This window comes from Bradyrhizobium oligotrophicum S58, from assembly GCF_000344805.1.
GTDB classification, from domain to species: domain Bacteria; phylum Pseudomonadota; class Alphaproteobacteria; order Rhizobiales; family Xanthobacteraceae; genus Bradyrhizobium; species Bradyrhizobium oligotrophicum.
In genome coordinates, this window is record NC_020453.1 from 2,775,567 (window position 1) to 2,795,715 (window position 20,149).

The 20,149-nt window shown below is 66.0% G+C and carries 19 protein-coding genes and 1 pseudogene; 11 read left to right on the plus strand and 9 right to left on the minus strand.

What is annotated here, in order from left to right:
* Window positions 1-102 precede the first annotated feature (102 nt).
* A complete protein-coding gene (locus tag S58_RS12075; RefSeq protein ID WP_244440750.1) occupies window positions 103-885 on the minus strand; it encodes a DUF6881 domain-containing protein in 783 nt (260 codons plus the stop codon).
* Here S58_RS12075 and S58_RS39300 point away from each other — a divergent pair.
* The 4 genes from S58_RS39300 to S58_RS12090 all read left to right on the plus strand — a co-directional run bounded on the left by S58_RS39300 (window position 884) and on the right by S58_RS12090 (window position 3,821).
* Complete coding sequence (locus tag S58_RS39300; RefSeq protein WP_015665592.1) at window positions 884-1,018, plus strand: hypothetical protein; 135 nt, start codon at window positions 884-886, stop codon at window positions 1,016-1,018. The genes S58_RS12075 and S58_RS39300 overlap by 2 nt on opposite strands.
* A 162-nt stretch (window positions 1,019-1,180) precedes the next feature.
* On the plus strand, window positions 1,181-1,672 hold the full coding sequence (locus S58_RS12080) for an AAA family ATPase (protein ID WP_015665593.1): 492 nt from the start codon (window positions 1,181-1,183) through the stop codon (window positions 1,670-1,672).
* A 24-nt stretch (window positions 1,673-1,696) separates the two neighbouring features.
* Window positions 1,697-2,947 (plus strand): alpha/beta hydrolase family protein, encoded by a 1,251-nt coding sequence (locus S58_RS12085; RefSeq protein ID WP_015665594.1) that lies wholly within the window; start codon window positions 1,697-1,699, stop codon window positions 2,945-2,947.
* A 13-nt stretch (window positions 2,948-2,960) separates the two neighbouring features.
* A complete protein-coding gene (locus tag S58_RS12090) occupies window positions 2,961-3,821 on the plus strand; it encodes a lysozyme inhibitor LprI family protein (protein WP_015665595.1) in 861 nt (286 codons plus the stop codon).
* Window positions 3,822-3,848: 27 nt separating this feature from the next.
* On the opposite strand, the pseudogene S58_RS12095 reads toward S58_RS12090, so the two are convergent.
* Both S58_RS12095 and S58_RS12100 read right to left on the minus strand, forming a co-directional pair.
* Window positions 3,849-4,581 (minus strand): annotated as a pseudogene (locus S58_RS12095) (alanyl-tRNA editing protein).
* A gap of 162 nt (window positions 4,582-4,743) precedes the next feature.
* Window positions 4,744-5,463 (minus strand): hypothetical protein, encoded by a 720-nt coding sequence (locus tag S58_RS12100; RefSeq protein WP_015665597.1) that lies wholly within the window; start codon window positions 5,461-5,463, stop codon window positions 4,744-4,746.
* A gap of 98 nt (window positions 5,464-5,561) precedes the next feature.
* On the opposite strand from S58_RS12100, the gene S58_RS12105 reads away from it, so the two are divergent.
* Window positions 5,562-7,073, plus strand: a complete 1,512-nt coding sequence (locus tag S58_RS12105; protein ID WP_277996611.1) for a flavin-containing monooxygenase — start codon at window positions 5,562-5,564, stop codon at window positions 7,071-7,073.
* A 245-nt stretch (window positions 7,074-7,318) separates the two neighbouring features.
* Here the strand turns inward: S58_RS12105 and S58_RS12110 are convergent, their stop codons facing one another.
* Window positions 7,319-7,771: a MarR family winged helix-turn-helix transcriptional regulator gene (locus S58_RS12110; RefSeq protein WP_042340710.1), complete on the minus strand. Its 453-nt coding sequence runs from the start codon at window positions 7,769-7,771 to the stop codon at window positions 7,319-7,321.
* Between the two features lie 100 nt (window positions 7,772-7,871).
* On the opposite strand from S58_RS12110, the gene S58_RS12115 reads away from it, so the two are divergent.
* The 3 genes from S58_RS12115 to S58_RS12125 all read left to right on the plus strand — a co-directional run bounded on the left by S58_RS12115 (window position 7,872) and on the right by S58_RS12125 (window position 11,125).
* The gene (locus S58_RS12115; RefSeq protein WP_015665600.1) at window positions 7,872-9,794 is read left to right on the plus strand and encodes an FAD-binding monooxygenase; all 1,923 of its coding nucleotides are present in this window, start codon (window positions 7,872-7,874) and stop codon (window positions 9,792-9,794) included.
* 128 nt (window positions 9,795-9,922) lie between these two features.
* Window positions 9,923-10,168, plus strand: a complete 246-nt coding sequence (locus tag S58_RS12120; protein WP_015665601.1) for a PilZ domain-containing protein — start codon at window positions 9,923-9,925, stop codon at window positions 10,166-10,168.
* A gap of 87 nt (window positions 10,169-10,255) precedes the next feature.
* Window positions 10,256-11,125, plus strand: a complete 870-nt coding sequence (locus tag S58_RS12125; protein ID WP_042339296.1) for a tetratricopeptide repeat protein — start codon at window positions 10,256-10,258, stop codon at window positions 11,123-11,125.
* 3 nt (window positions 11,126-11,128) lie between these two features.
* Here the strand turns inward: S58_RS12125 and S58_RS12130 are convergent, their stop codons facing one another.
* Genes S58_RS12130 through cpaB form a run of 4 tightly spaced genes read right to left on the minus strand, consistent with a single transcriptional unit; the run spans window position 11,129 to window position 15,452 of the window.
* The gene (locus S58_RS12130; RefSeq protein ID WP_015665603.1) at window positions 11,129-12,397 is read right to left on the minus strand and encodes an AAA family ATPase; all 1,269 of its coding nucleotides are present in this window, start codon (window positions 12,395-12,397) and stop codon (window positions 11,129-11,131) included.
* The gene (locus S58_RS12135; protein WP_015665604.1) at window positions 12,394-13,131 is read right to left on the minus strand and encodes a CpaD family pilus assembly protein; all 738 of its coding nucleotides are present in this window, start codon (window positions 13,129-13,131) and stop codon (window positions 12,394-12,396) included. Before S58_RS12135 ends, S58_RS12130 begins: the two co-directional genes overlap by 4 nt.
* A 33-nt stretch (window positions 13,132-13,164) precedes the next feature.
* A complete protein-coding gene (locus S58_RS12140) occupies window positions 13,165-14,634 on the minus strand; it encodes a type II and III secretion system protein family protein (RefSeq protein ID WP_015665605.1) in 1,470 nt (489 codons plus the stop codon).
* Between the two features lie 17 nt (window positions 14,635-14,651).
* Window positions 14,652-15,452 carry a Flp pilus assembly protein CpaB gene (gene cpaB / locus S58_RS12145; RefSeq protein WP_015665606.1) on the minus strand — a complete coding sequence of 267 codons (801 nt, stop codon included), beginning with the start codon at window positions 15,450-15,452 and terminating at the stop codon, window positions 14,652-14,654.
* A 633-nt stretch (window positions 15,453-16,085) separates the two neighbouring features.
* Here cpaB and S58_RS12150 point away from each other — a divergent pair.
* The 3 genes from S58_RS12150 to S58_RS12155 all read left to right on the plus strand — a co-directional run bounded on the left by S58_RS12150 (window position 16,086) and on the right by S58_RS12155 (window position 18,261).
* Complete coding sequence (locus S58_RS12150; RefSeq protein ID WP_015665607.1) at window positions 16,086-16,775, plus strand: PilZ domain-containing protein; 690 nt, start codon at window positions 16,086-16,088, stop codon at window positions 16,773-16,775.
* A 177-nt stretch (window positions 16,776-16,952) separates the two neighbouring features.
* The gene (locus tag S58_RS38400; protein ID WP_015665608.1) at window positions 16,953-17,108 is read left to right on the plus strand and encodes a hypothetical protein; all 156 of its coding nucleotides are present in this window, start codon (window positions 16,953-16,955) and stop codon (window positions 17,106-17,108) included.
* 223 nt (window positions 17,109-17,331) lie between these two features.
* Window positions 17,332-18,261 (plus strand): aspartyl/asparaginyl beta-hydroxylase domain-containing protein, encoded by a 930-nt coding sequence (locus S58_RS12155; protein WP_015665609.1) that lies wholly within the window; start codon window positions 17,332-17,334, stop codon window positions 18,259-18,261.
* Between the two features lie 1,177 nt (window positions 18,262-19,438).
* Here the strand turns inward: S58_RS12155 and S58_RS12160 are convergent.
* The gene (locus S58_RS12160) at window positions 19,439-20,140 is read right to left on the minus strand and encodes a fumarylacetoacetate hydrolase family protein (protein ID WP_015665610.1); all 702 of its coding nucleotides are present in this window, start codon (window positions 20,138-20,140) and stop codon (window positions 19,439-19,441) included.
* Window positions 20,141-20,149 lie beyond the last annotated feature (9 nt).

The window sequence follows — 20,149 nt, forward strand, 5'->3', positions numbered from 1 at the left end:
GGCAGCTGGAATTGCTCTTAGAGCTCTTCCAGATTCGTGAGGGAGCTACGATTCAAGGGGCGCGATGAAAGCCGTCGCACCCGCGACGTTAAGTCTCGCTGATCACTTGAAGCCCAGCGCCGCATGCCAGACTGCCTCGAACTCGGAAGCCGAGATGTCGTGGGCGGCAAATCCGGGAACGGCATTGATTTCGGAGATGGTCGAAATCGGGCCCTCGGGCATCATGTCGCGCCAGTTGGCATGGGCGTAGCTGCAGGTTTCGAGACGGCTGTCGCCATACTTCCTGATCCACCGCAGCGGATAGCGATCACGGTCGAGTTCGCCATAGCACTCGATCTCAAAATCCTCGTCCCGGGGATTGATTGTGTGCATATAGCTGTCCGGCGGTCCAACGGAGGGCGGCGGTGGCAGGGCGCGCGGGTACTTGATGAAGTCGAGAGCAAATTGTTGACTTTCTGCCGGAGCTATCCAGCTCGTGTCATGCTCCGTCAGCGCAAGCGTCCTAAGGATTTCGGTGAGCAATACGGCAACCCCATGTGTGGCGAGCTCGAAGCCCTCGATGTAGGCCGTCGGCCCCCTCCCGCCGTGATGTTCGATCGCGTGACGCAGCTCCATGAGAAGAATAATGCGACCTGAGGCGAGCCTGAGCAGCACGCCCGATGCTTCGCCGAGGCAGTCCTCGTCCCAGGTCTCGACGGTCCAGCCATGGTTCGCTGCCAGATCGGCAAGCCGCCGCGACATGGTCACGATCGGCATGTCGACGTTCGGAAAGCGATAGTCAAAGACCTGTTCGACGGGCGGCATGGCAGAGGGCTCGCTATTGATCCATCGTCGCGAGCGCGGCGCGATCGGGGTATCGCATAGGACGGGAAGGATCTCTGCCATGAGGATATCTGTCAATCTGGGACTGGTCATGCAGGTGACGGAGCCCGGCCACGACGAAGCGAAAGAAGCCGATTACGCGATTGCTCTGTCCGGCGTGGACGTCAACCATCTGGACGCCGTCGTCACGATCTGACACAAATATGCGATGACCTCTCGCGTCCACATTGCAGCCGCTGCCATTCGCAGCCGAATTACCGACCCGGCCTGATCCGTCGGGCCGGGCGAGTCTGCCTGTGAACATCGTCCGTGAACGTCCTAGGCGTCCGAGGCGGCGCCGCGCGTGAGGTCTGCATCCATGTCTCCCAACCCACCCACGCTGCACCTCGTGTGCGGCAAGATCGCCGCTGGCAAATCGACGCTCACGGCCGAGCTAGCCCGGCGCCCGAGCACCGTCGTGGTCGCGGAGGATGAATGGCTGGCGCGGCTCTATCCCGGTGAGCAGACCACCCTGGCCGACTACGTACGCAATTCGTCACGGCTCCGTGCCGTGATGGGGCCGCATGTGGTGGCGCTGCTGCGCGCCGGCGTCTCGGTCGTGCTCGACTTTCCCGCCAACACGGTCAAGAGCCGCGCCTGGATGCGCGACCTGTTCGAAGCGGCCGGCGCGCCGCATCGGCTGCACCATCTCGACGTGCCCGACGAGGTCTGCAAGGCGCGGCTGCGCGCGCGCAACGCGGAGGGGCGCCACGCCTTTACGGTCACCGACGAGGAGTTCGATCTGTTCACCTCCTACTTCGTGGCGCCCACGGCTGAGGAAGGATTCGACGTGATCGTACATCGGCCGTAACGTCGGGGAGGGGGAGATCGGGTCATGCGCACGGTGTCGGCGTTGCTCGCGGCGGTGGTGGTTGTGATGATGCGATTTGCTGTTGCCCAGCCGCTGACGGTCGATCCGGAGACGATCGTGCCGCTGCCGCCGGCGTTCGAGATCGAGCCGCCGGCGCCGGACGTCCCACCTGACATGGCGCGCTTTCTCGGCGCATGGATCGGCACCTGGCACGACGACCGCCACATCCTGGTGGTCGAGCGCATCCGCGCCGATGGGCGCGCGAATGTGGTGTTCGCGCAGTCGGACTCCGCGTTCTACGGCGCCAATCGCGAATGGTGGCGCGACGAGGCCGTGATCACCGACGGCGTGCTGGTGATGACCGGCTTTCGCATTTTCCGTTACGCGTTCGACGGTCCGGATCGGCTGTTCATGACGGCGACCCTCAAGAACGGCGGTGTCACCTCCGGCGCACTGGTTCGCGCTGACGCGGCGCACCTGGCCGCCGGCGCGCGGCCGGATGACTGGCCCTGGCCGGGCGAGCGGGTCTGGATCCCGCATCTCACGCTGCGGACGCCCGACGGCAGCCGGCCGATCAGGATGGAGGCGACCTATTACCCGCCACCGGGGCCGGGGCCGGCACCGCTCGCGATCTTCACCCACGGCTCCGATGTCGGCCGCAATCAGCTGCGCAGCTGGTCGTTCGCGACCGAGGCGCACTGGCTGCGCGACAACGGCTTTGCCGTGCTGACGTTCATGCGGCGTGGCCGCGGCCGCTCCGAGGGCATCAATGGCGAGGAGGATTTTGGCAGGGACCATGATGGCCATCTCATCGACGTCTCGGCCGGGGTGGCGCAAGCGGTCGAGGATCTGGACTCCGCGATCGCCTTCGGCCGCACCTTGCCGGGCGTGCGTGCCGGGCCGGTGCTGCTCGCCGGACAGTCGCGTGGCGGCTTTCTCGCCATGCATTATGCCGGCCTGAAACCCGCGGAAGTGATGGGTGTCGTGAATGTCGTCGGCGGCTGGTACCCTTACGGTCCCGTCACCACGCCGTACTACGCCAATGCCGGCCGCGGCGCCGCCGGCAAGGTGCCGCAGCTCTGGCTTTACGCCGACAACGACCGGCTCTATCCGGAGACGCTGATCAAGGAGTATCACGCGGCCTTCGCGGCCGCCGGCGGCACCGTCCGCTTCGAGCTGCTGCACGGCGTGCCCGGCGACGGCCATCTGCTGCGACTCTATCCCGACCGCTGGCGCGCCGTCGGCGATGCGTTCCTGGCGTCGCTCGCGAAGTAAGTGAGAGATTCTTATGAGAATAGTCGTCTATGCTCTGGTGCTCGCCTCCGGTCTTGGGCTGGCGCCACAGGCGCTCGCCCTTGATTGCGGGAAGGCGCAGCAGCCGGTCGACAAGACCATCTGTTCCACGCCGGCGCTGAAGAAGGCGGACGACGCCATGAGCGCCGCCTATTTCAAGCTGCTGCGCGAGACGACAGACCCTGATTTCCACGAGGCGCTGATTCGCAGCCAGCGGCGCTGGCTCAAGGTGCGGTCCGGCGGCGTCGATCGGTTCGGCGCCGCCGAGAGCGATCCTGACGCGCAACAGGATGACGCCAGCGTCCTATTGGGGTTCACGCGCAATCGGTTGGCCGAGCTGCAGTCCGGCAGGCTCATCCGCACCATGGAGCGACAGCGGGCCGCGGCTGCGAAGGACAGCGGTGGCGCTTTCGCCGGCTACGATACGGCCTGCTACGTCTTGCCGCCGCCTTACGGCCGCTGGAGTTTTTCATGCTTCAGCACAGCTCACCGCCAGCAGCATGACCGCATCTGCAGTGTGTCCACGGAGTGGGCCACCGGTCACATGACGGAATACCGGTATCTCAGCGTCGCGAAGGACGGCCGCCCGGTCCTTGTTGCAGGCTGCTCAGCTGGAGAATCCGACGTCGAGCGCTGCCCCGAGCCCGACGATGATGCCGAGGCGAAAGCGATCGCGCATTGGAATACGGCGCCTTCGAACGCGAGCTACGTTGCGCCTCGGCCCGACCAGCTCTGGAAATATGATCCCGATGTCGATCCGGAGCCCATTGCCGCTCCATGGATGCAGGACTGCCTGTTCGCGCCGGCGTTTCCGCCGCCGGGGCAGAGCCGATCGGCGCCGGCAGCCAAGCCGTGATGGCGGCCCAAGCTGCGCGGGCCGGCTTTAATCGCTTTCCAACCCGATCCTGAACCTCCGATTCTGCCGTCCCTTGTTGTCCACCTTGAGAATGCGCACCCGTCGCGCGTGCGCCGTCGAGACCAAGTGCGTGCCGCCGCAGGCCTGGCGGTCGAGGCCGTCGATGTCGACGATGCGGATCAGGCCGTCGGCCTTGGCGCGGCGGCGCGACCGATTTGGCGCGAAACAGCCCGGCGGTGGCTTGCGCGTCGTCATAGGGCATGTCGAAGGCGCGCACCGGGCGATCGTCGGAGATCGCGGCGTTCACGGCGTTCTCCACCGCGCGCAACTGTTCGGGCGCGACCTTGGGCAGGTCGAAGTCGATGCTGAACTCGTCGTTACAGGTCATGCGGACGCCGGTCAGCAGCGCGCCGTCGAACAGTGTGTAGACGGCGCTGTTGACGAGATGCGCCACGGTGTGCTGCTCGCTCATGCGCTGCCGGAACGCCGGATCGACGCGCAGCGCGATCGAGCCGTCCGGGATGGCGTCGTCACCGATCAGGTGCCAGATGCCTTCCGCGGTTGGCTCGAAGCCCGTGACGTCGCGGACGAGACCGTTCCATGTGATTTTGCCGCGGTCCGGCAGCTGGCCGCCGCCGCCGGGATAGAACGGCGAATGGGCCACCAGCACCGCGCCGGGGCGCGCGTCGAGCGCCGTGATGTCAAGCTCCAGCACGTCGGAATGATCGACGGCGTAGGGGCGGGGCAGGAAGTCGGTCATTCAAAGAGCCTCGTTTGCAGAGTAGCCCGGATGAGCGCAGCGACATCCGGGTTCACCGGGACGGCGCGTGAAACCCCGCATATCGCTGCGCTCATGCGGGCTACGAAGCCTCTCTGGACATACGCAGCATCGCCACTCTGCGCAAATTCCCCATCTTGCCCTTCACCGGCACGCCGCGACCGTGAACCACGCCATGCCGAACGCGCCGTCGTGCAGGCGGAGGCAGACGGTGTCGCCGGGTTGCAGCCGCTCATACAGCTCCTGCTGCACATGCGCGTCGGTCGGTGTCGCGAACGGGCCCCAGGGCTCCAGCGTGAGCTGATAGGTCGCAAGCCGGCTGTGGCCGAGATGCTTGGCGAGCACGCGACTGCGCAGCAGCGCCGGCGCGGAGTGGTCGAGCGCGGCGTTGAACTGGCCGAGCGCACCGAACGCATAGGCGCCGACGAACAAAGCGGCGAGCAGCAGCCGCCAGCCGCGCCGGCGCAGCTGGGTCTCGAACCGGGCGGCGACGATCAGGAAGATGATCGCGACCGCGATCGTAAAGGCCGTCAGCGGCAGCCAGCTGACGAGGTTGACGTCCGACAGCGTGCGCGCGGCGAGCGTGCCGGCCGCCACGATGCAGCCGGTGCCGAGATTGGCGCCGTAGCCCGAGCCGAGACCGATCCGGAACCGGTCGGGGAAGCGCAAGGTGAGGATCAGCGCCAGCAGCGGGACGATGGTGACCACTGCGATCAGCTGGCCGGCTGGAAAGCTCGGGAACAGCGACCAGGCCGCGAGTCCGATCGTGGCGATCGAAAAGCCGAGGCCGACGCGCTGCGCCTGCACACCGCTGCGGTCCCGGCTGTCGCCGGGCCTGTCGTCGCGCGGGTGGGGGTGGTCCATCGCCAGATCCGTCTCGAGGGTGTTCTCCGCTGATAGCGGAGGAGGGTTGACCGAATGCGAACGTGCCGCCGATTTGACAGCGACAGGCCGGGTTGCGACTGTCTACAGGCAAACCAAGAAGCTCGACCAGGGAACGCCAGGAAAACCTCATGTCAACTGAGCATGTCGACGTGCTGATCGTCGGTGCCGGGCTGTCCGGCATCGCCGCCGCCTATCATCTGCAGCACAAATGTCCGGGCAAGCGCTTCGCCCTCCTGGAGGGGCGCGGTGCGCTCGGCGGCACCTGGGACCTGTTCCGCTATCCCGGCATCCGCTCGGACAGCGACATGTACACGCTCGGCTATTCGTTCAAGCCGTGGACCGATCCGAAAGCCATCGCCGACGGGCCGCAGATCCTCAAATATGTCCAGGACACCGCGACCGAGAACGGCATCGACCGCCACATCCGTTTCAATCATCGCGTCCGCCGCGCCTCGTGGTCGAGCGCGGACGCACGCTGGACGGTCGAGGCCGAGCGGCAGACGGCGCAGGGCACGACGGAAACCGTGTCGATGACATGCGGCTTCCTTTTCATGTGCTCCGGCTACTACCGCTATGAGAAAGGCTATCTGCCGGACTTCAAGGGCATGGCCGATTTCAAGGGCCGCATCGTGCATCCGCAGGCCTGGCCCGCCGACCTCGACTATGCCGGCAAACGCGTCGTCGTGATCGGCTCCGGTGCGACGGCGGTGACGCTGGTGCCGGCAATGGCCAAGACCGCGGCGCACGTGACGATGCTGCAGCGCTCGCCGACCTATGTCGTGTCGCGCCCGGCGCAGGATGCGCTCGCCAACAAGCTGCGCGAGCACCTCCCGGCTGGTCTCGCCTATCATCTGATCCGCTGGCGCAACGTGCTGTTCGGGATGTATTTCTTCCAGCTCAGCCGCCGCAAGCCGCAGCGGGTCAAGCAGCTGATATTAGGGGGCGTGCGCGCCGCGCTTGGCCCCGACTACGACGTCGCCACCCATTTCACGCCGCGCTACAACCCGTGGGACCAGCGGTTGTGCCTGGTGCCGGATGGCGACCTGTTCAGGACCATCCGCGAGCAGCGGGCGTCGGTGGTGACAGCCGGGATCGACACGTTCACCGAGCGCGGCCTGCGCCTCTCCGACGGCCGCGAGCTCGAGGCCGAAATCGTGGTGACCGCGACGGGGCTGGTGCTGCAGGTTCTCGGCGGCATCGAGGTCGTGGTCGACGGCCGCACGGTCGATTTTGCCAAGACGCTCAACTACAAGGGCATGATGTATTCCGACGTGCCCAACATGGCGGCCACCCTCGGCTACACGAACGCATCGTGGACGCTGAAATGCGATCTCACCTGCGAATATGTCTGCCGTCTCCTCAACTACATGGATCGCCATGGCTATCGCCAATGCGTGCCGCACAACGACGACACCACCGTCACGCCGCTGCCGTCGCTGAGCTTCAGCTCCGGCTATGTGCAGCGCTCGATTGCCGACCTGCCCAAGCAAGGCTCGAAGCGGCCGTGGCGGCTGTACCAGAACTACGCGCTGGATATCGTCTCGCTGCGGTTCGGCAAGGTCGATGATGGGGTGATGCGGTATTCGTGAGGCGTGCGCCGGCCGAGAATCGTCTGCTTGGCAGCGAACTCGGGCCTCATGGTTCGAGACGGCGCTGCGCGCCTCCTCACCATGAGGGGCGGGGGGGGGGCCGTCTCGCCAGAAAATCTCGCTACAAAGTCGATCCTCATCCTGAGGAGCCCGCCGGAGGCGGGCGTCTTGAAGGATGGCCGCAGTGACGGTGTGAGCGCCTCGCTGCTTGGTGCAACTGTCCGCATTGCTCGATGCCGCAATGATCACCGCTCCGGCGTCCCCTCCCGCAGCGGCGCGCGGCTGAGGTCGTTGGCGGCGGCGATGGCCTTCTGCAGCAGGCGGGTCAGCTGGGTTGCCTCGGCCTCGCTGAGGCCGCGCACCATCAGCCGCTGCGCGGCTTCGACGGCTGGCGTGACCGCCGCCAAAGTTTGCTGGCCGTCCTCCGTGATCAGCAGTTCACGTGAGCGGCGGTCGCGCGCGCTCGCCTGGCGCACGACGAGGCCTTTCTGCGCGAGACGGTCGATCACCCCGGTGATGGTGGTGCGGTCATAGGCGATCAGGCCGGCCAAAGTGATCTGGTCGATCGCCGGGTTGGCCGCAATTGCCGCCAGGGCCGCATATTGCACCGGCGTCAGGTCGAAGCCGGCCGCCTCCACCTCCGCCAGGAACACCGCCACCGCGATCTGCTGAAACCGGCGCGCCAAGTGCCCCGGCATCTCCCGCATTTCGGTCAAATCGAATCTCCTGCCTCTGCTTGACAAGCATACTGATGATCAGCATACTGATCAATAGGGAAGAGCGAGAGAGGGTGGTCACGTGCAGTTTCATCTGAATGGATTCCAGCCGGGTGATCCCGAGATCTTCGATGCGGCCGAGCGCGTGGCGAGCCAGGGCGCTTCCGGTCCGTTGCCGGCCGAGGTGGATGTGCTGATCGTCGGCTGCGGGCCGGCGGGTCTCAATCTCGCGGCGCAGCTGTCGGCTTTCCCCGGCATCAGGACCTGCATCGTCGAGCAGAAGCCGGGCCGGCTGCTGCTCGGCCAGGCCGACGGCATCGCCTGCCGCACCATGGAGATGTTCCAGGCCTATGGCTTCGCCGAGCGGGTGCTGAAGGAGGCGTGCTGGATCAACGAGACCACGTTCTGGAAGCCGGACGATGCGAACAGTGCGCACATCGCGCGCAGCGGCCGGGTGCAGGATGTCGAGGACGGCCTGTCGGAGATGCCGCATGTGGTGCTCAACCAGGCGCGGGTGCACGACTTCTTTCTCGACGTCATGCGCCGCTCGGCGGGCAGGCTCGAGCCGCATTATGCGCGCCGGCTGCGCGATCTCCAGGTCGATCCGGCCGCAGGCGCTGACGAGCGCGCGGTGACAGCGACCTTCGACCGCATCGATTCTGATCATGAAGGCCAGGTCGAGACCATCCGCGCGCGCTACGTCGTTGGCTGCGACGGTGCGCGCAGCACCGTGCGCAAGGCGATCGGCCGCGAGCTGCATGGCGATTCCGCCAATCACGCCTGGGGTGTGATGGACGTGCTCGCGGTGACCGATTTTCCCGACATCCGCTTCAAGTCGCTGATCCAGTCGGCCAAGGACGGCAGCCTGCTGGTGATCCCGCGCGAGGGCGGCTATCTCGTCAGGCTTTATGTCGAGCTCGCCAAGCTGGACGTCGGCGAACGTGTCGCCGGCCGCAACATCACGGTCGAGACGCTGATCGAAAAGGCGCAGCGAATTCTTGCGCCTCATACGCTCGACGTGAAGGAGGTCGCCTGGTGGTCGGTCTATGAGATCGGCCAGCGCATCACCGACAAGTTCGACGACGTGCCGGAGGCCGAGGTCGCAACACGGCTGCCGCGCGTCTTCATCGCCGGTGACGCCTGCCATACCCACAGCCCGAAGGCAGGGCAGGGCATGAACGTGTCGATGCAGGACACGTTCAATCTCGGCTGGAAGTTGGCCGCCGTGCTGGGCGAGCGGTGCGGGCCGCAGCTGTTGCACAGCTACTCGGCCGAGCGCCAGGCGATCGCGCAGGAGCTGATCGATTTCGATCGCGAATGGGCCGCGATCCTGGCGTCTGCCGCCAAGCAGGGCGGCGCCGACGCAGCAAAGACCCAGGACTATTTCGTCCGCCACGGCCGCTACACCGCGGGCACCGCGACGCACTATCGGCCCTCGCTGCTGACCGGCGATGCGACGTTTCAACAGCTCGCACCGGGTTTCGTGATCGGCAAGCGCTTCCACTCGGCGCCCGTCATTCGCCTCGGCGACGCCAAACCGGTGCATCTCGGGCACGTCGTTCAGGCTGACGGCCGTTTCCGCATTTTCGCATTCGCAGGCGCTGAGAACCCGGCCGCGCCGGAGTCCGCCATCCGCCGCTTGTGCAAATTCCTCGGCGAGCAGGCGGCCTCACCGCTGCGGCGCTACACGCCCGAGGGGGCCGACATCGATGCCGTGATCGACCTGCGCGCCGTGTTCCAGCAGGCACATCGCGAACTCGCCCTCGAGACCATGCCGGAGCTGTTGCTGCCGAAGAAGGGGCGCTACGGGCTGATCGACTACGAGAAGATGTTCTGTCCCGATCTCAGGAGCGGCCAGGACATCTTTGCGCTGCGCGGCATCGATCGTGCCGCCGGGTGTATGGTCGTCGTGCGTCCCGACCAGTATGTCGCCGACGTCATGCCACTCGACGACGTCGGCAGGCTTGTGGCCTATTTCGACGGTTTCATGCTGCCGGTCCGCTGAGCGGGCGAAGAAGGTAAACGAAATGCAAATCGTGCTGCCGGATTCCCGGACCTCGCGCTAGCCAGATCCCAATGTTTCCTCGCTACAAGCGAGGTCTCCGGATGGACGATTAAGTGGGTGAGATGTTGATGTTGGCGAACCGTCGCAAAAGCGAACGTCGGCTGTGCAAGAGGATCGCGAAGATTCACTACGGCAATGGCAGCCTGCCACGTGACTGCACGGTCACGGATATTTCCGCCGGCGGCGTCAAGGTGATCGCCGAATTCGTCGAGATTCCCCCGCAATTCACGATCGTTTTCGCGCCTGACCATCAGCGCAAATGCCGGCTGGCCTGGCGCATCGGCTGCGAGTTCGGCGCCGAATTCATCGATTGAGGCGCGCGCCGGTCGCGCCTGCTTAACGGGACCTTAGGGTTAATCTGCCAGCCTCTCGGGCATCTGGTCCCGAGATAGTTCAGTTGCATGCGTACCCGGCCATCCTGCTCTCCATCTTTGTTGCGGCCGGCGGCGTTCGCGCTGTCGTTTGCGGTCGTGCTGCTCGGCCTCGGTGCCTGCCAGACCACCGATCTCCAGGAGGTCACGGGGGCGCTGGGCGGCAATGCCGAGAAGAGCCGGCCGGCGACCAGCGATCCGCGCGCCGAACTCGCCGAGCTGCGCGAGCGTTTTCGCGCCACGCCGAACGATCCCGAAATCGCGCTCCGCTATGGCAGCGCGCTGCGTGCCACCGGACAGCGCTCGCAGGCTGTCGCCGTGCTGGAGCAGGCGACCATCGCAAGTCCAGGTAACAAGGTGCTGCTCGCGGGCTACGGCCGGGCCTTGGCCGACAACGGCAATTTCCAGCAGGCATTCGACGTGCTGAGCCGGGCGCATTCGCCCGAGGATCCCGACTGGCGCATTCTCTCCGCGCAGGGGGCCACGCTCGATCAGCTCGGCCGCAACGAGGAGGCGCGGCAGTACTACGCCACCGCGCTGAAGATCGCGCCTGATGATCCTTCGGTGCTGTCCAATCTCGGTCTGTCCTATGCGCTCTCCAGCGAGCTGCCGAAGGCCGAGGAGCAGCTGCGCAAGGCGGCCGCGCAGCCGGATGCGAGCCCGCGGGTCAGGACCAATCTCGCCGTGATCGTCGGCCTCCAGGGCCGCGCGAGCGAAGCGGAGAGCATCGCGCGGACGGGGCTGCCGCCGGAGCAGGCCAGCGCCAATGTCGCCTATGTGAAGCGCATTCTCGAGCGCCGGAAGATCGCGCAGCGCGAGCTGTCGCCGCGCCGCGACCGCCCTGTGGCAGGCGAGCCGGACAAGGCGCTGGCGCGGGCGCTCAGCCGCACCGACGATTGAACATTACTTCGCGCCGAGGAGTCTGGCGATCGGCGCCAGCAGCGAGCTGCGCTGCGGCTTCGGATCGATCCGGCCGGTCATCCGGTTCGCGATGTCGAGAAACAGTTTCGGCGTGCGATTGAGCGCCGCGACTTCGGCGATCATCTGGCCGTTGTTGGCGGCGGTGCCGAACAGCTTGCAGTCGAACGGAATGATCGCGACCGGCTCGGCCTCGACGGTCTTGGCGAAGCGCTTCAGATCGATCTCGGGCCGCTTCGGCATGCCGACCTGGTTCAGGCAATACAGCGGCGGCCGGTCGTTGGGCCGCGAGGATTTCAGCACGCTCAGCAGGTTCTTGGCGTTGCGCAGGTTGGCCAAATCGGGCTCGGCGACCACCAGGATGTCGTCGGCATTGATCAGCGCGTGCCGCGTCCAGGCCGACCATTGGTGCGGCACGTCGAGCACGATGCACTGCTGGGTCATGCGCAGGGTATCGAAGATCGCATCGAACGCATCGGCGCCGAAATCATAGACGCGCTCCAGGGTGGCGGGCGCGGCGAGCAGGTTCAGATGCTCGGTGCATTTGGCGAGCAGGCGCTCCATCAGCGCGGTGTCGGGCCTGTCAGGCTGGAACACCGCGTTGGCGATGCCCTGCAGCGGATCCTGGTTGTAGTCGAGGCCGGCGGTGCCGAACGCCATGTCGAGGTCGATGACGACGGAATCTAGCGTCAGGTCGCGCGCCATGCTCCATGCGATGTTGTGCGCGACGGTCGAGGCGCCGACGCCGCCCTTGGCGCCGACCACGGCGATGATGCGGCCGGTGATGACGGCCTCCGACGCCGAGAACAGGCTGCAGATCGAGCGGATGATGTCGATGGTCTCGACCGGGCCGACCACGTAGTCGTTGACGCCGCGCCGGACGAGCTCGCGATAGGCGACGCCGTCGCTCATGCTGCCGATCAGCACCACGCGGGTGCCGGGATCGCAGACGCTGGCGAGATCGTCGAGCCCGCCGACAATGTCGCCGCCGGGCTTGGTCTCCAGCACGATCACGTTGGGCGTCGGCTGCGAATGATAGGTCTCGATGGCGCGCGGCATGCCGCCCGCCTTGATGGTGATGTGCGCCTTGCCGAGCCGGCGGTCCTGGCTGGCCGCCAGGATCGCCGCCGAGGTCTGGTCGGTTTCGCAGAACGCCTGCACCGAGATGCGCGGCACCGGCGCGATGTGATCGTCGAGAGCCGGGCCGCTCGGCCCGGGCTGCTCATCCTGGCTCTGACGGGACGCGTTGATCATTTGCCTGTTTCGCTGAGCTTGGCCTTGTCGGATTCCGGATAGGCCACGGCGGTCGACTCGCCCTTGCGGTACTTCTCGAACAAAGCGGAGCGGCGCGGCGTGTAGGCGGCCATCTCCGAGCGCGGCTGCTCGAGATCCGCCGGATTGTCGATCATCGCAGCCAGATTGCGCTGCGTGGCACAGCCGAAATTCTGGTAGTGCAGATTGTTGCTGTAGCCGGGATTGTTGATGTTCGGCCCGAGATCATCCGGCCACAGGCCGCAGGGGCCGGCGACCGCGGCGATCTTCGGATAGCTCAGCCGGATCACCGCGAGCTGCCGCGGATCATCGGGCATGGTGTTGCGCATCGTGATCGCGTGAGAGGGAACGCCGCCGGCGGTCAGCGTGGCGCGGATCTCGCGATAGGCGTCGGCTGCGGCGCGGGCATTCGGCGTGCCTGCCGGCACCTCCGCCACGATCCCGCCGGTGCCTTCGCGCAGCCACGAGCGGGCGAGGCCTACGACGTCGGCGCGCTGCTGATAGGTCAGGCCGCCGCGGCCGTTGCCGACGAAGATGACCGTCGACTGCCGGCCTTCCTCGATCGCGATCGGATGGCGGACCTTGTAGTCATCCGGGATCGTCGCGACGACTTCGCCCGTCGTGTAGTTGCAGGCGCCGAGCGTCAGCGCGAGGCCGGTGAGTACGCCGAGCCGGCGCCAAGCGCGCCCGTTTTTAGCTGCAGAAGATCCCGACATGTCCGTTTCCCCCGTCCCCGTGATCTCGCCGTCTCAGTCGATGATGAAGCCGAAGCCGGCCGGCTGGCCGGTCGCCGCATCGACCCGCGCGGCGATGCCGTAGAGCCGGTTCATGCGGCCGAGCAGCGCCGATTCCGCGTCCGTCGCCGGTGCAAAGCCGTCATCCGGCCGCGACAGCTCCTTCTGCGCCACCGCGCGCACGACATAGGGCGTCACCATCACCATCAGCTCGCTCTCGTCGTTGACATAGTCCTGGCTGCGGAACAGCTGGCCGAGGATCGGCAGCTGGTTCAATCCAGGCAGTCCGTTGACCGCCTGCTTGGTCTGGTTCTGAATGAGCCCGGCCATCGCCATCGAGCCGCCGGACGGAATCTCCAGCGTGGTCTCGGCGCGACGGGTGCGGATGGCGGGAATGGTGATCGAGTTGGTCGTGCTCGACGACAGCGCCTGCGACACCGTGATCGCGTTGTCGTTGGAGAGCTCGGAGACCTCGGTCATGACGCGCAGGCTGATGCGGCCTTCGCTCAGCACCACCGGCGTGAAGTTCAGCGAGATGCCGAATTTTTTGTAGGTGACCTGGGTGGTGCAGACATGGGTGGTGGGGTCGCAGGCATAGCCGCCGGGAATGGGGAATTCGCCACCGGCGATGAAGGTCGCGGATTCGCCTGAGATCGCGGTCAGGTTCGGCTCGGCGAGGGTCTTGACGACACCCGCGGTTTCCATCGCGCGCATCGTCGCCGAGACCGACGACAGCCCGCCGCCGGTGACGTTCATGCCGTTGCCCGACACCAGCGACTTGCCATAGGCGGTGAACGGGTTGCTGTTGTTGAAGTTCACGACCGCCGTGCCGTAGGTCATGCTGGCGCTGAGATCGATGCCGAGCTGCTTGACGATCTCGCGGCGGACCTCCGACACGTTGACCTTCAGCATCACCTGGTCGCGGCCGCGCACGACGATCGAGTTGACGACCTTCTCGGTGCCGCCGACCAGCCGCGCCGCGATCTCGCCGGCCTGCTGCGCCTCGACCGGGCTCGACACCGAGCCGGTCAGGAGCACGCCGTCGCCGACGCCGTCGATCTTGACGCCCGGAATGCTCTGGCTCAGCGCCTGGCGCACGCCGTTGAGATCGCGCTTGATCGCGATGTCATAGGCTGCGACCTGCTGGCCCTCGCCATCGAAGAACACGACGTTGGTCTGGCCGACGGCCGCGCCGATGATGTAGGCGCGCCGCGCCGAGCGCACGACGGCGTTGGCGATCTTGGGATCGGCGACCAGCACGTCCTTGACCTCCTGCGGGAAGTCGACGACGACCGATTTGCCGATGCCGAGCGAGAGGTAGCGAACCTTGGACGAGCCGACGGAAACGACCGGCGTGTCCAGCCTGTCCTCGGCGGCCTTCACCGGCGCGAGCGCCGGATTGAGCACCAGAGCTGCGGCTGCCGACATGGATAGCGCGCGGACGAGCCACGTCCCGATCTTCGCGCGTTGATGCCCACCCATCATCTTCCCCGTCCTTTCGATCACTTCTGCGCCGTGAGCGAGCTCGTGATCCCATAGCGAATGATCTCGATGGCGCTGCCCCGCCGCGCCATCTGCGTCTCGGTCTTGTTGGTCTCGCCTGCGTTGACGTCGGCGATGCTGCGCAGCGCCAGCGCCAGCGAGCCGGACTGCCGCGCACGTGCCAGCGTCTCGGCCTGCTCGGGCTTGAGCTCCAGCGTCACGGTCTTGCCGACGACGTTGTTCTGGCCTTCCTTCTCCTTTGGCGCCTGGTCGATCGCCAGCACGCGAACATTGGAGAGAATGATTTCCGAGCTGACGAAGTCGGCGGCGCCCGGCCTGTCCGGGTTCTTGTCGCGCTTCGACAGAATGACGTCGACGCGGTCGTTCGGCAGGATGAAGCCGCCGGCGCCGGTCTCCGGCGAGATCTCGGTGGAGATCGCGCGCATCCCGGCCGGCAGGATCGCCGCCATGAAGCCCGAGCCGTCGGACTTGACCAGCTTCTGCTCGCGGATGGGCTCGCCGATCACGAACGGCGCGCGCGCGATGCTGCCGACGAGCTGGCTTGCAGCCTCCGGCCGATCACCGCGGCGAATGAAGATGTTGCTCGCGGCTTCCGGCCAGGTCTGCCACACCAGATCGCCGGGCTTGATCGGCTGCCCCAGCCCGATGTCGCCCTTGGCCACCAGCACGTCGACGGTCGGCAGCTGCACGACGGGCGCCACCGGCGCCTGCGGCTGGCCCTCGGAGTTGCTGACGAGATAGGCCGCAACGCCGCCCGCGCCGAGAGCGATGGTTAACACCACGATGCGTGCGGTCATCATACGCGTGACTACTCTGCTTACTCATACGCCGGGACGAACGCGCGAGCCGACTGACAGCCGTTCCCCTCACTTACGACTAAGCAGCAATGGTATAAGCGATATTGCACACAGCCCGCTGCAAAGGCTGCCGGGCGGAACGATTGCACAAGTGGTGAACAGGTTGTTAGCGAGGCGATAGCGTAACGACGCGAATGTGTTAGCTGTTTGTGCGCAGCGCGCTTGCGCGGGGAAGTAGTCCGACTAGCAACCCAAGCCGACCGCCGGTTGCGGCGCATCCCGCCGACACGATGAGTTCTGACCGGCGTGATGCCGTCGGGACGGCGCGCCGGGGGTTCGCTAGCGCAGCCGCGGAGAGGTCGGGCCGGGGGCAGTCCCCGTATTCGGACGGCCTCGCATTTTCAGGAAGCGGAAACGGGTTGGCCATACGATTCCGTTGGGCGGGATTTCCATTCAAACTATTCAGAGTTCCTTAGCGTTTTGCGCGCACGGTCCGCGCATGACGGCTGGTATCTATCTACGCGATATAATACGCCCAAAAATGCACGCAGAAATTGCAATTCGCGTGCCGCGCTGCCTTGGGAGCAGGGCGATGGCCGGCCGGGGGATGTTGGTTGGTTCAAGGGGAGGCGTGCAATGTCAGTTGCCCGATTCCTGAGGCAGCGCGCCGTCAGGATTCAGACGGCGGGGTCCTACACACTTCCGAACTGGTATGATCCGCAGGGGCGGCTGCGATCCTTCGCCTGTCGGACGACACGCGTATCGCCGTTTCGTGCGCTGCTGGACGTGCCCGTCGTCGGCAAGGTCGGCGATCGGCTGACGTCGTATTTCCGCGAGTTCGGGACGTTCGAAGGCGAGATCAGCGACACCGTCCATGGCGGCTTCCTGCTCGAGCTCGAGATGACGCGCGCGGAGCGCGCCAGGCTCGCCGAGAAGCTCGTCTGGCTGGAGAAGAAGCAGAAGGATCCGACGGTCCGCGACGCCCGGCGCGAGGCGCGCTTCGTGCCGGACTCGCCGCATTCCGCGCTGACGCTGGCGGACGGCCGCTGCATTCCGTGCTTCGTGATCGACGCCTCGATGTCGGGGGCGGCGGTGTCGGCGGCAGTCCAGCCGGAGATCGGAACGCCGCTCGCCGTCGGCGGCTGCGTTGGCCGCGTCGTCCGGCATTTTCCCGACGGCTTCGCCGTCAGGTTCGTCGATCACCTGGGAAGCACGAACGAGCTCGAGCGCCGCGTCATCACGCCGCCGATCCGCCCGCGCCAGAGGCTCGCCGCCCACGCCGGCGATGGCCGGATCGAGACGCCCGAGGATTTCTTCCTGGTCTGACCACGTCGCTCGAGGACGGTTCGACCCGCGAAGCCCGGCATGCGCGGTTTCGCGTATTTGGCGCGGGCTGGAATCGAGGCATGGAACTGGCGGCCCCTGCGCACGGTTAACGCGGTGTTAAGCGACATCGTGAACCCTTGGCGTGCCGGGTTCGCATGCTTAGGGAGGACCAGTCCCATGGAAGCCCAGAAGACCGCGGTGGATGCCGTCGTCATCCTGACCGGCTGCGATCGCGATGCCGCGGCCGCTTTCATCAGGCGCATGTACCAGTCTGGCGTCAGGGATCCCAAGCGGCTGACCTTCAAGGGGCTGCAGGAGATGGCCCGAGGCTAGCGCGATCGCCCATCCCCGGGCGGCACTGTTGCAGCCGGGTCACGCCCTGAGAACTTCAACTCCGGTTGTGCTCACAACCCCTGCGCGCAGGGATGCGGTCGGCCGCACTTGCGGCTAGATTGAGGCCCTTGCGGCTGGCATCAGAGCACCATCTTCGATCTCGCCCAGAAGGCGATATGGTTCTGCGCAACACGCTCTGAGCGGCCGGTTATGGGACCCGGAGATGCTGAGACAGCTTTTTGCACCCCAGCTCGTTGGCCTCTACATCCTGATCGGCGCAACGATCTACGTTCACTACCGCGGCAAGGAGCGGCTGCGCTTCGCGCGCCAGCTCGGGGATCACTCGACCTATCTCGCCCCCTATAACGTGCTGATGTATGCCGGCTCGGCCGTGCCGAACACGCCGGTCATCCCGGTCGAGCAGTTTCCGGAGCTGAAGACGCTGACCGACAATTGGCAGGAGATCCGCGAGGAGGCGGTGCGCCTGTTCGACGAGGGCTTCATCCGCGCCGCCGCCGCGAACAATGATTGGGGCTTCTACTCGTTCTTCAAGAGCGGCTGGAAGCGCTTCTATCTGAAATGGTACGACGACTTCCTGCCCTCGGCGCGCACGCTGTGCCCGAAGACGGTGGAGCTTCTGAACGCGATCCCGACCGTGCACGGCGCGATGTTCGCGATGCTGCCGCCCGGCGGCAAGCTCGGCGCCCACCGCGACCCCTTCGCCGGCTCGCTGCGCTATCACCTGGGGCTGGTGACGCCGAACTCCGACAAGTGCCGCATCCTGGTCGACGGCGTGCCCTGCGTCTGGCGCGACGGCGAGGCCTTCATGTTCGACGAGACCTTCCTCCACAGCGCCGAGAACGCGACCGACGTCAACCGCATCATCCTGTTCTGCGACGTCGAGCGCCCGATGAAGCTCGGTTTCATGACCTCAATCAACCGCTGGGTCAGCCACCACATCGTCAAAGCCTCGGCCACGCAGAACGTCGAGGGCGAGCATGTCGGCGTGCTGAACAAGGTGTTCGGCAAGCTGTATGAGTTTCATTTGGCCACACGCAAGGTGAAGGCGTGGAACAGGACGGTGTACTACACGGCGAAGTACACGCTGACGGTGGTGATCGTGGGTGCGATCGTGGTGTCGGCGTTTCGGTGAGGTAGGGGTAGAGTAGGGCGGATTAGCGGAGCGTAATCCGCCGTCTTCGCTCGGGGACGAATGACCACTCGCATTTTGGTGAAGATTTTTGCCCGTCGCCCAAATCACCTCTCCCTCGCCAGTTCCTGTCAATATGTTCTGAAAAACATAAATCTCTTGGCCGCGTCCCCAAATCAGCATTACTGTCCCGTCCATCCCGTTGCACGGTAGGGGACGGTTCGCGGTCGTCACGGACGTTGGCAGCGGGATGCGGTGGACGCGGGCGGGCGCAGTGCTGTTGGCACGGACGAACGTCGGCTCGCGGACGGTGAAGGCGTGTGGTTCTGATACTCCGACGCTAGTATCAACTTGGCGACGACGCCTAACGGCGTCGCGCTGGGGATGGTGGCCAGAAAGCCCGGTGCACCAGGAAGAGCGCGCTATAGCCTGTTAAAACCATCGCGCGGGGAGGGCCGGGTGTGTTCGGCCAGACCTGTGGTACCTGCCGCCTGCATTTTTTTCGCAGGCGGGCCACGGGCGCGGCCAGCGCCCGGCCTTCCCTGCGCCCTCCATCTGGAGAGGGCGGGAATTGGAGCATAGCTCGGGCGCGCAATGCGTCGCGAGAGCGTGGATGCTCGTTCCCTGGATCAGCCCGATGCTGTTTGAGATTGTGGATCAGATGATGCCGCTTGCGTGATGGCGAGCGCGGCGACGTTTGCGCCGAAGGGCGTAGGTGGAAGCCATCCAGAGTCCTCGTGACGCCCTGGAGCGCTTCGCTGCGCTCGCAACGACGGCGGACGCGGCGCGCCGCGCGGGCGGTGAGCTCCCCTCCCCCTTGCGGGGAGGGGTTGGGGGTGGGGGTCCCCGGGCGCTGACCTGAGTTGAAAGCGCGTCGCCGTGTCCCGAATGGTGGTGCTTCGGATGCGCGAGGAAGCCGGTTCGATCGAACCGCGCTGGAACGTCGATGTGAGAGTGAGGACGCTGCGCGAGTTCTTCTTGGTTCATCGAGAGAGCGGGACTCGTGGACCGCCACCCCCGCCCCCTCCCCGCAAGGGGGAGGGGAGTCGACTGCCTGTGCGGCGGATTTTGTGCGTGGCCTTGTGCAGGACGACCCATGAAAGCATGACGACCAATGAAAAAGGCCGCGCTGGGCGCGGCCTTTTTTGTAGATCGAAGTGCGAGAAGCGTCGGCGCCCCGTTACTTCGCCGCCGGCCCGATCGACACCTTCAGCGTGCCGACGCCGTCGACGCCGCATTCGATCTTGTCGCCGGCGACGATCGCCGCGACGCCGGCGGGGGTGCCGGTCATGATGATGTCGCCGGCGGCGAGTTCGACCTGCTGGGACAGCTTCCAGATGATCTCGGGCACGTTCCAGATCAGCTCGGAGAGGTCGCCGGTCTGCCGCTCGGTGCCGTTGACCGACAGCCAGATCTTGCCCTTCGACGGGTGGCCGATCTTGGCCGCGGGCACCACAGCGGAGCAGGGCGCGGAATGGTCGAACGACTTGCCGACCTCCCAGGGGCGCTGCATCTTGCGGGAGGCGAGCTGCAGGTCGCGGCGGGTGAGGTCGATGCCGACGGCGTAGCCGTAGACGTGGTCAAGCGCCTTGTCGGTCGGAATGTTGAGGCCGCCGCTCTTGAGCGCCACCACCAGCTCGACTTCGTGATGCATGTCCTGGGTCAGCGGCGGGTAGGGGATCACGGCGCCGTCCGGCTCCAGCATGTCGGCATGCTTTGCGAAGAAGAACGGCGGATCGCGCTCGTCATTGCCCATCTCGCGGATGTGCTCGAGATAGTTGCGGCCGACACACCAGATGCGGCGGACCGGAAAGACGCCGGCCTCGCCGACGACGGGGAGGGACGGCTGCGGCAAGGCCGGGATGACGGTGGAGGCGCTCATGAAAGGATC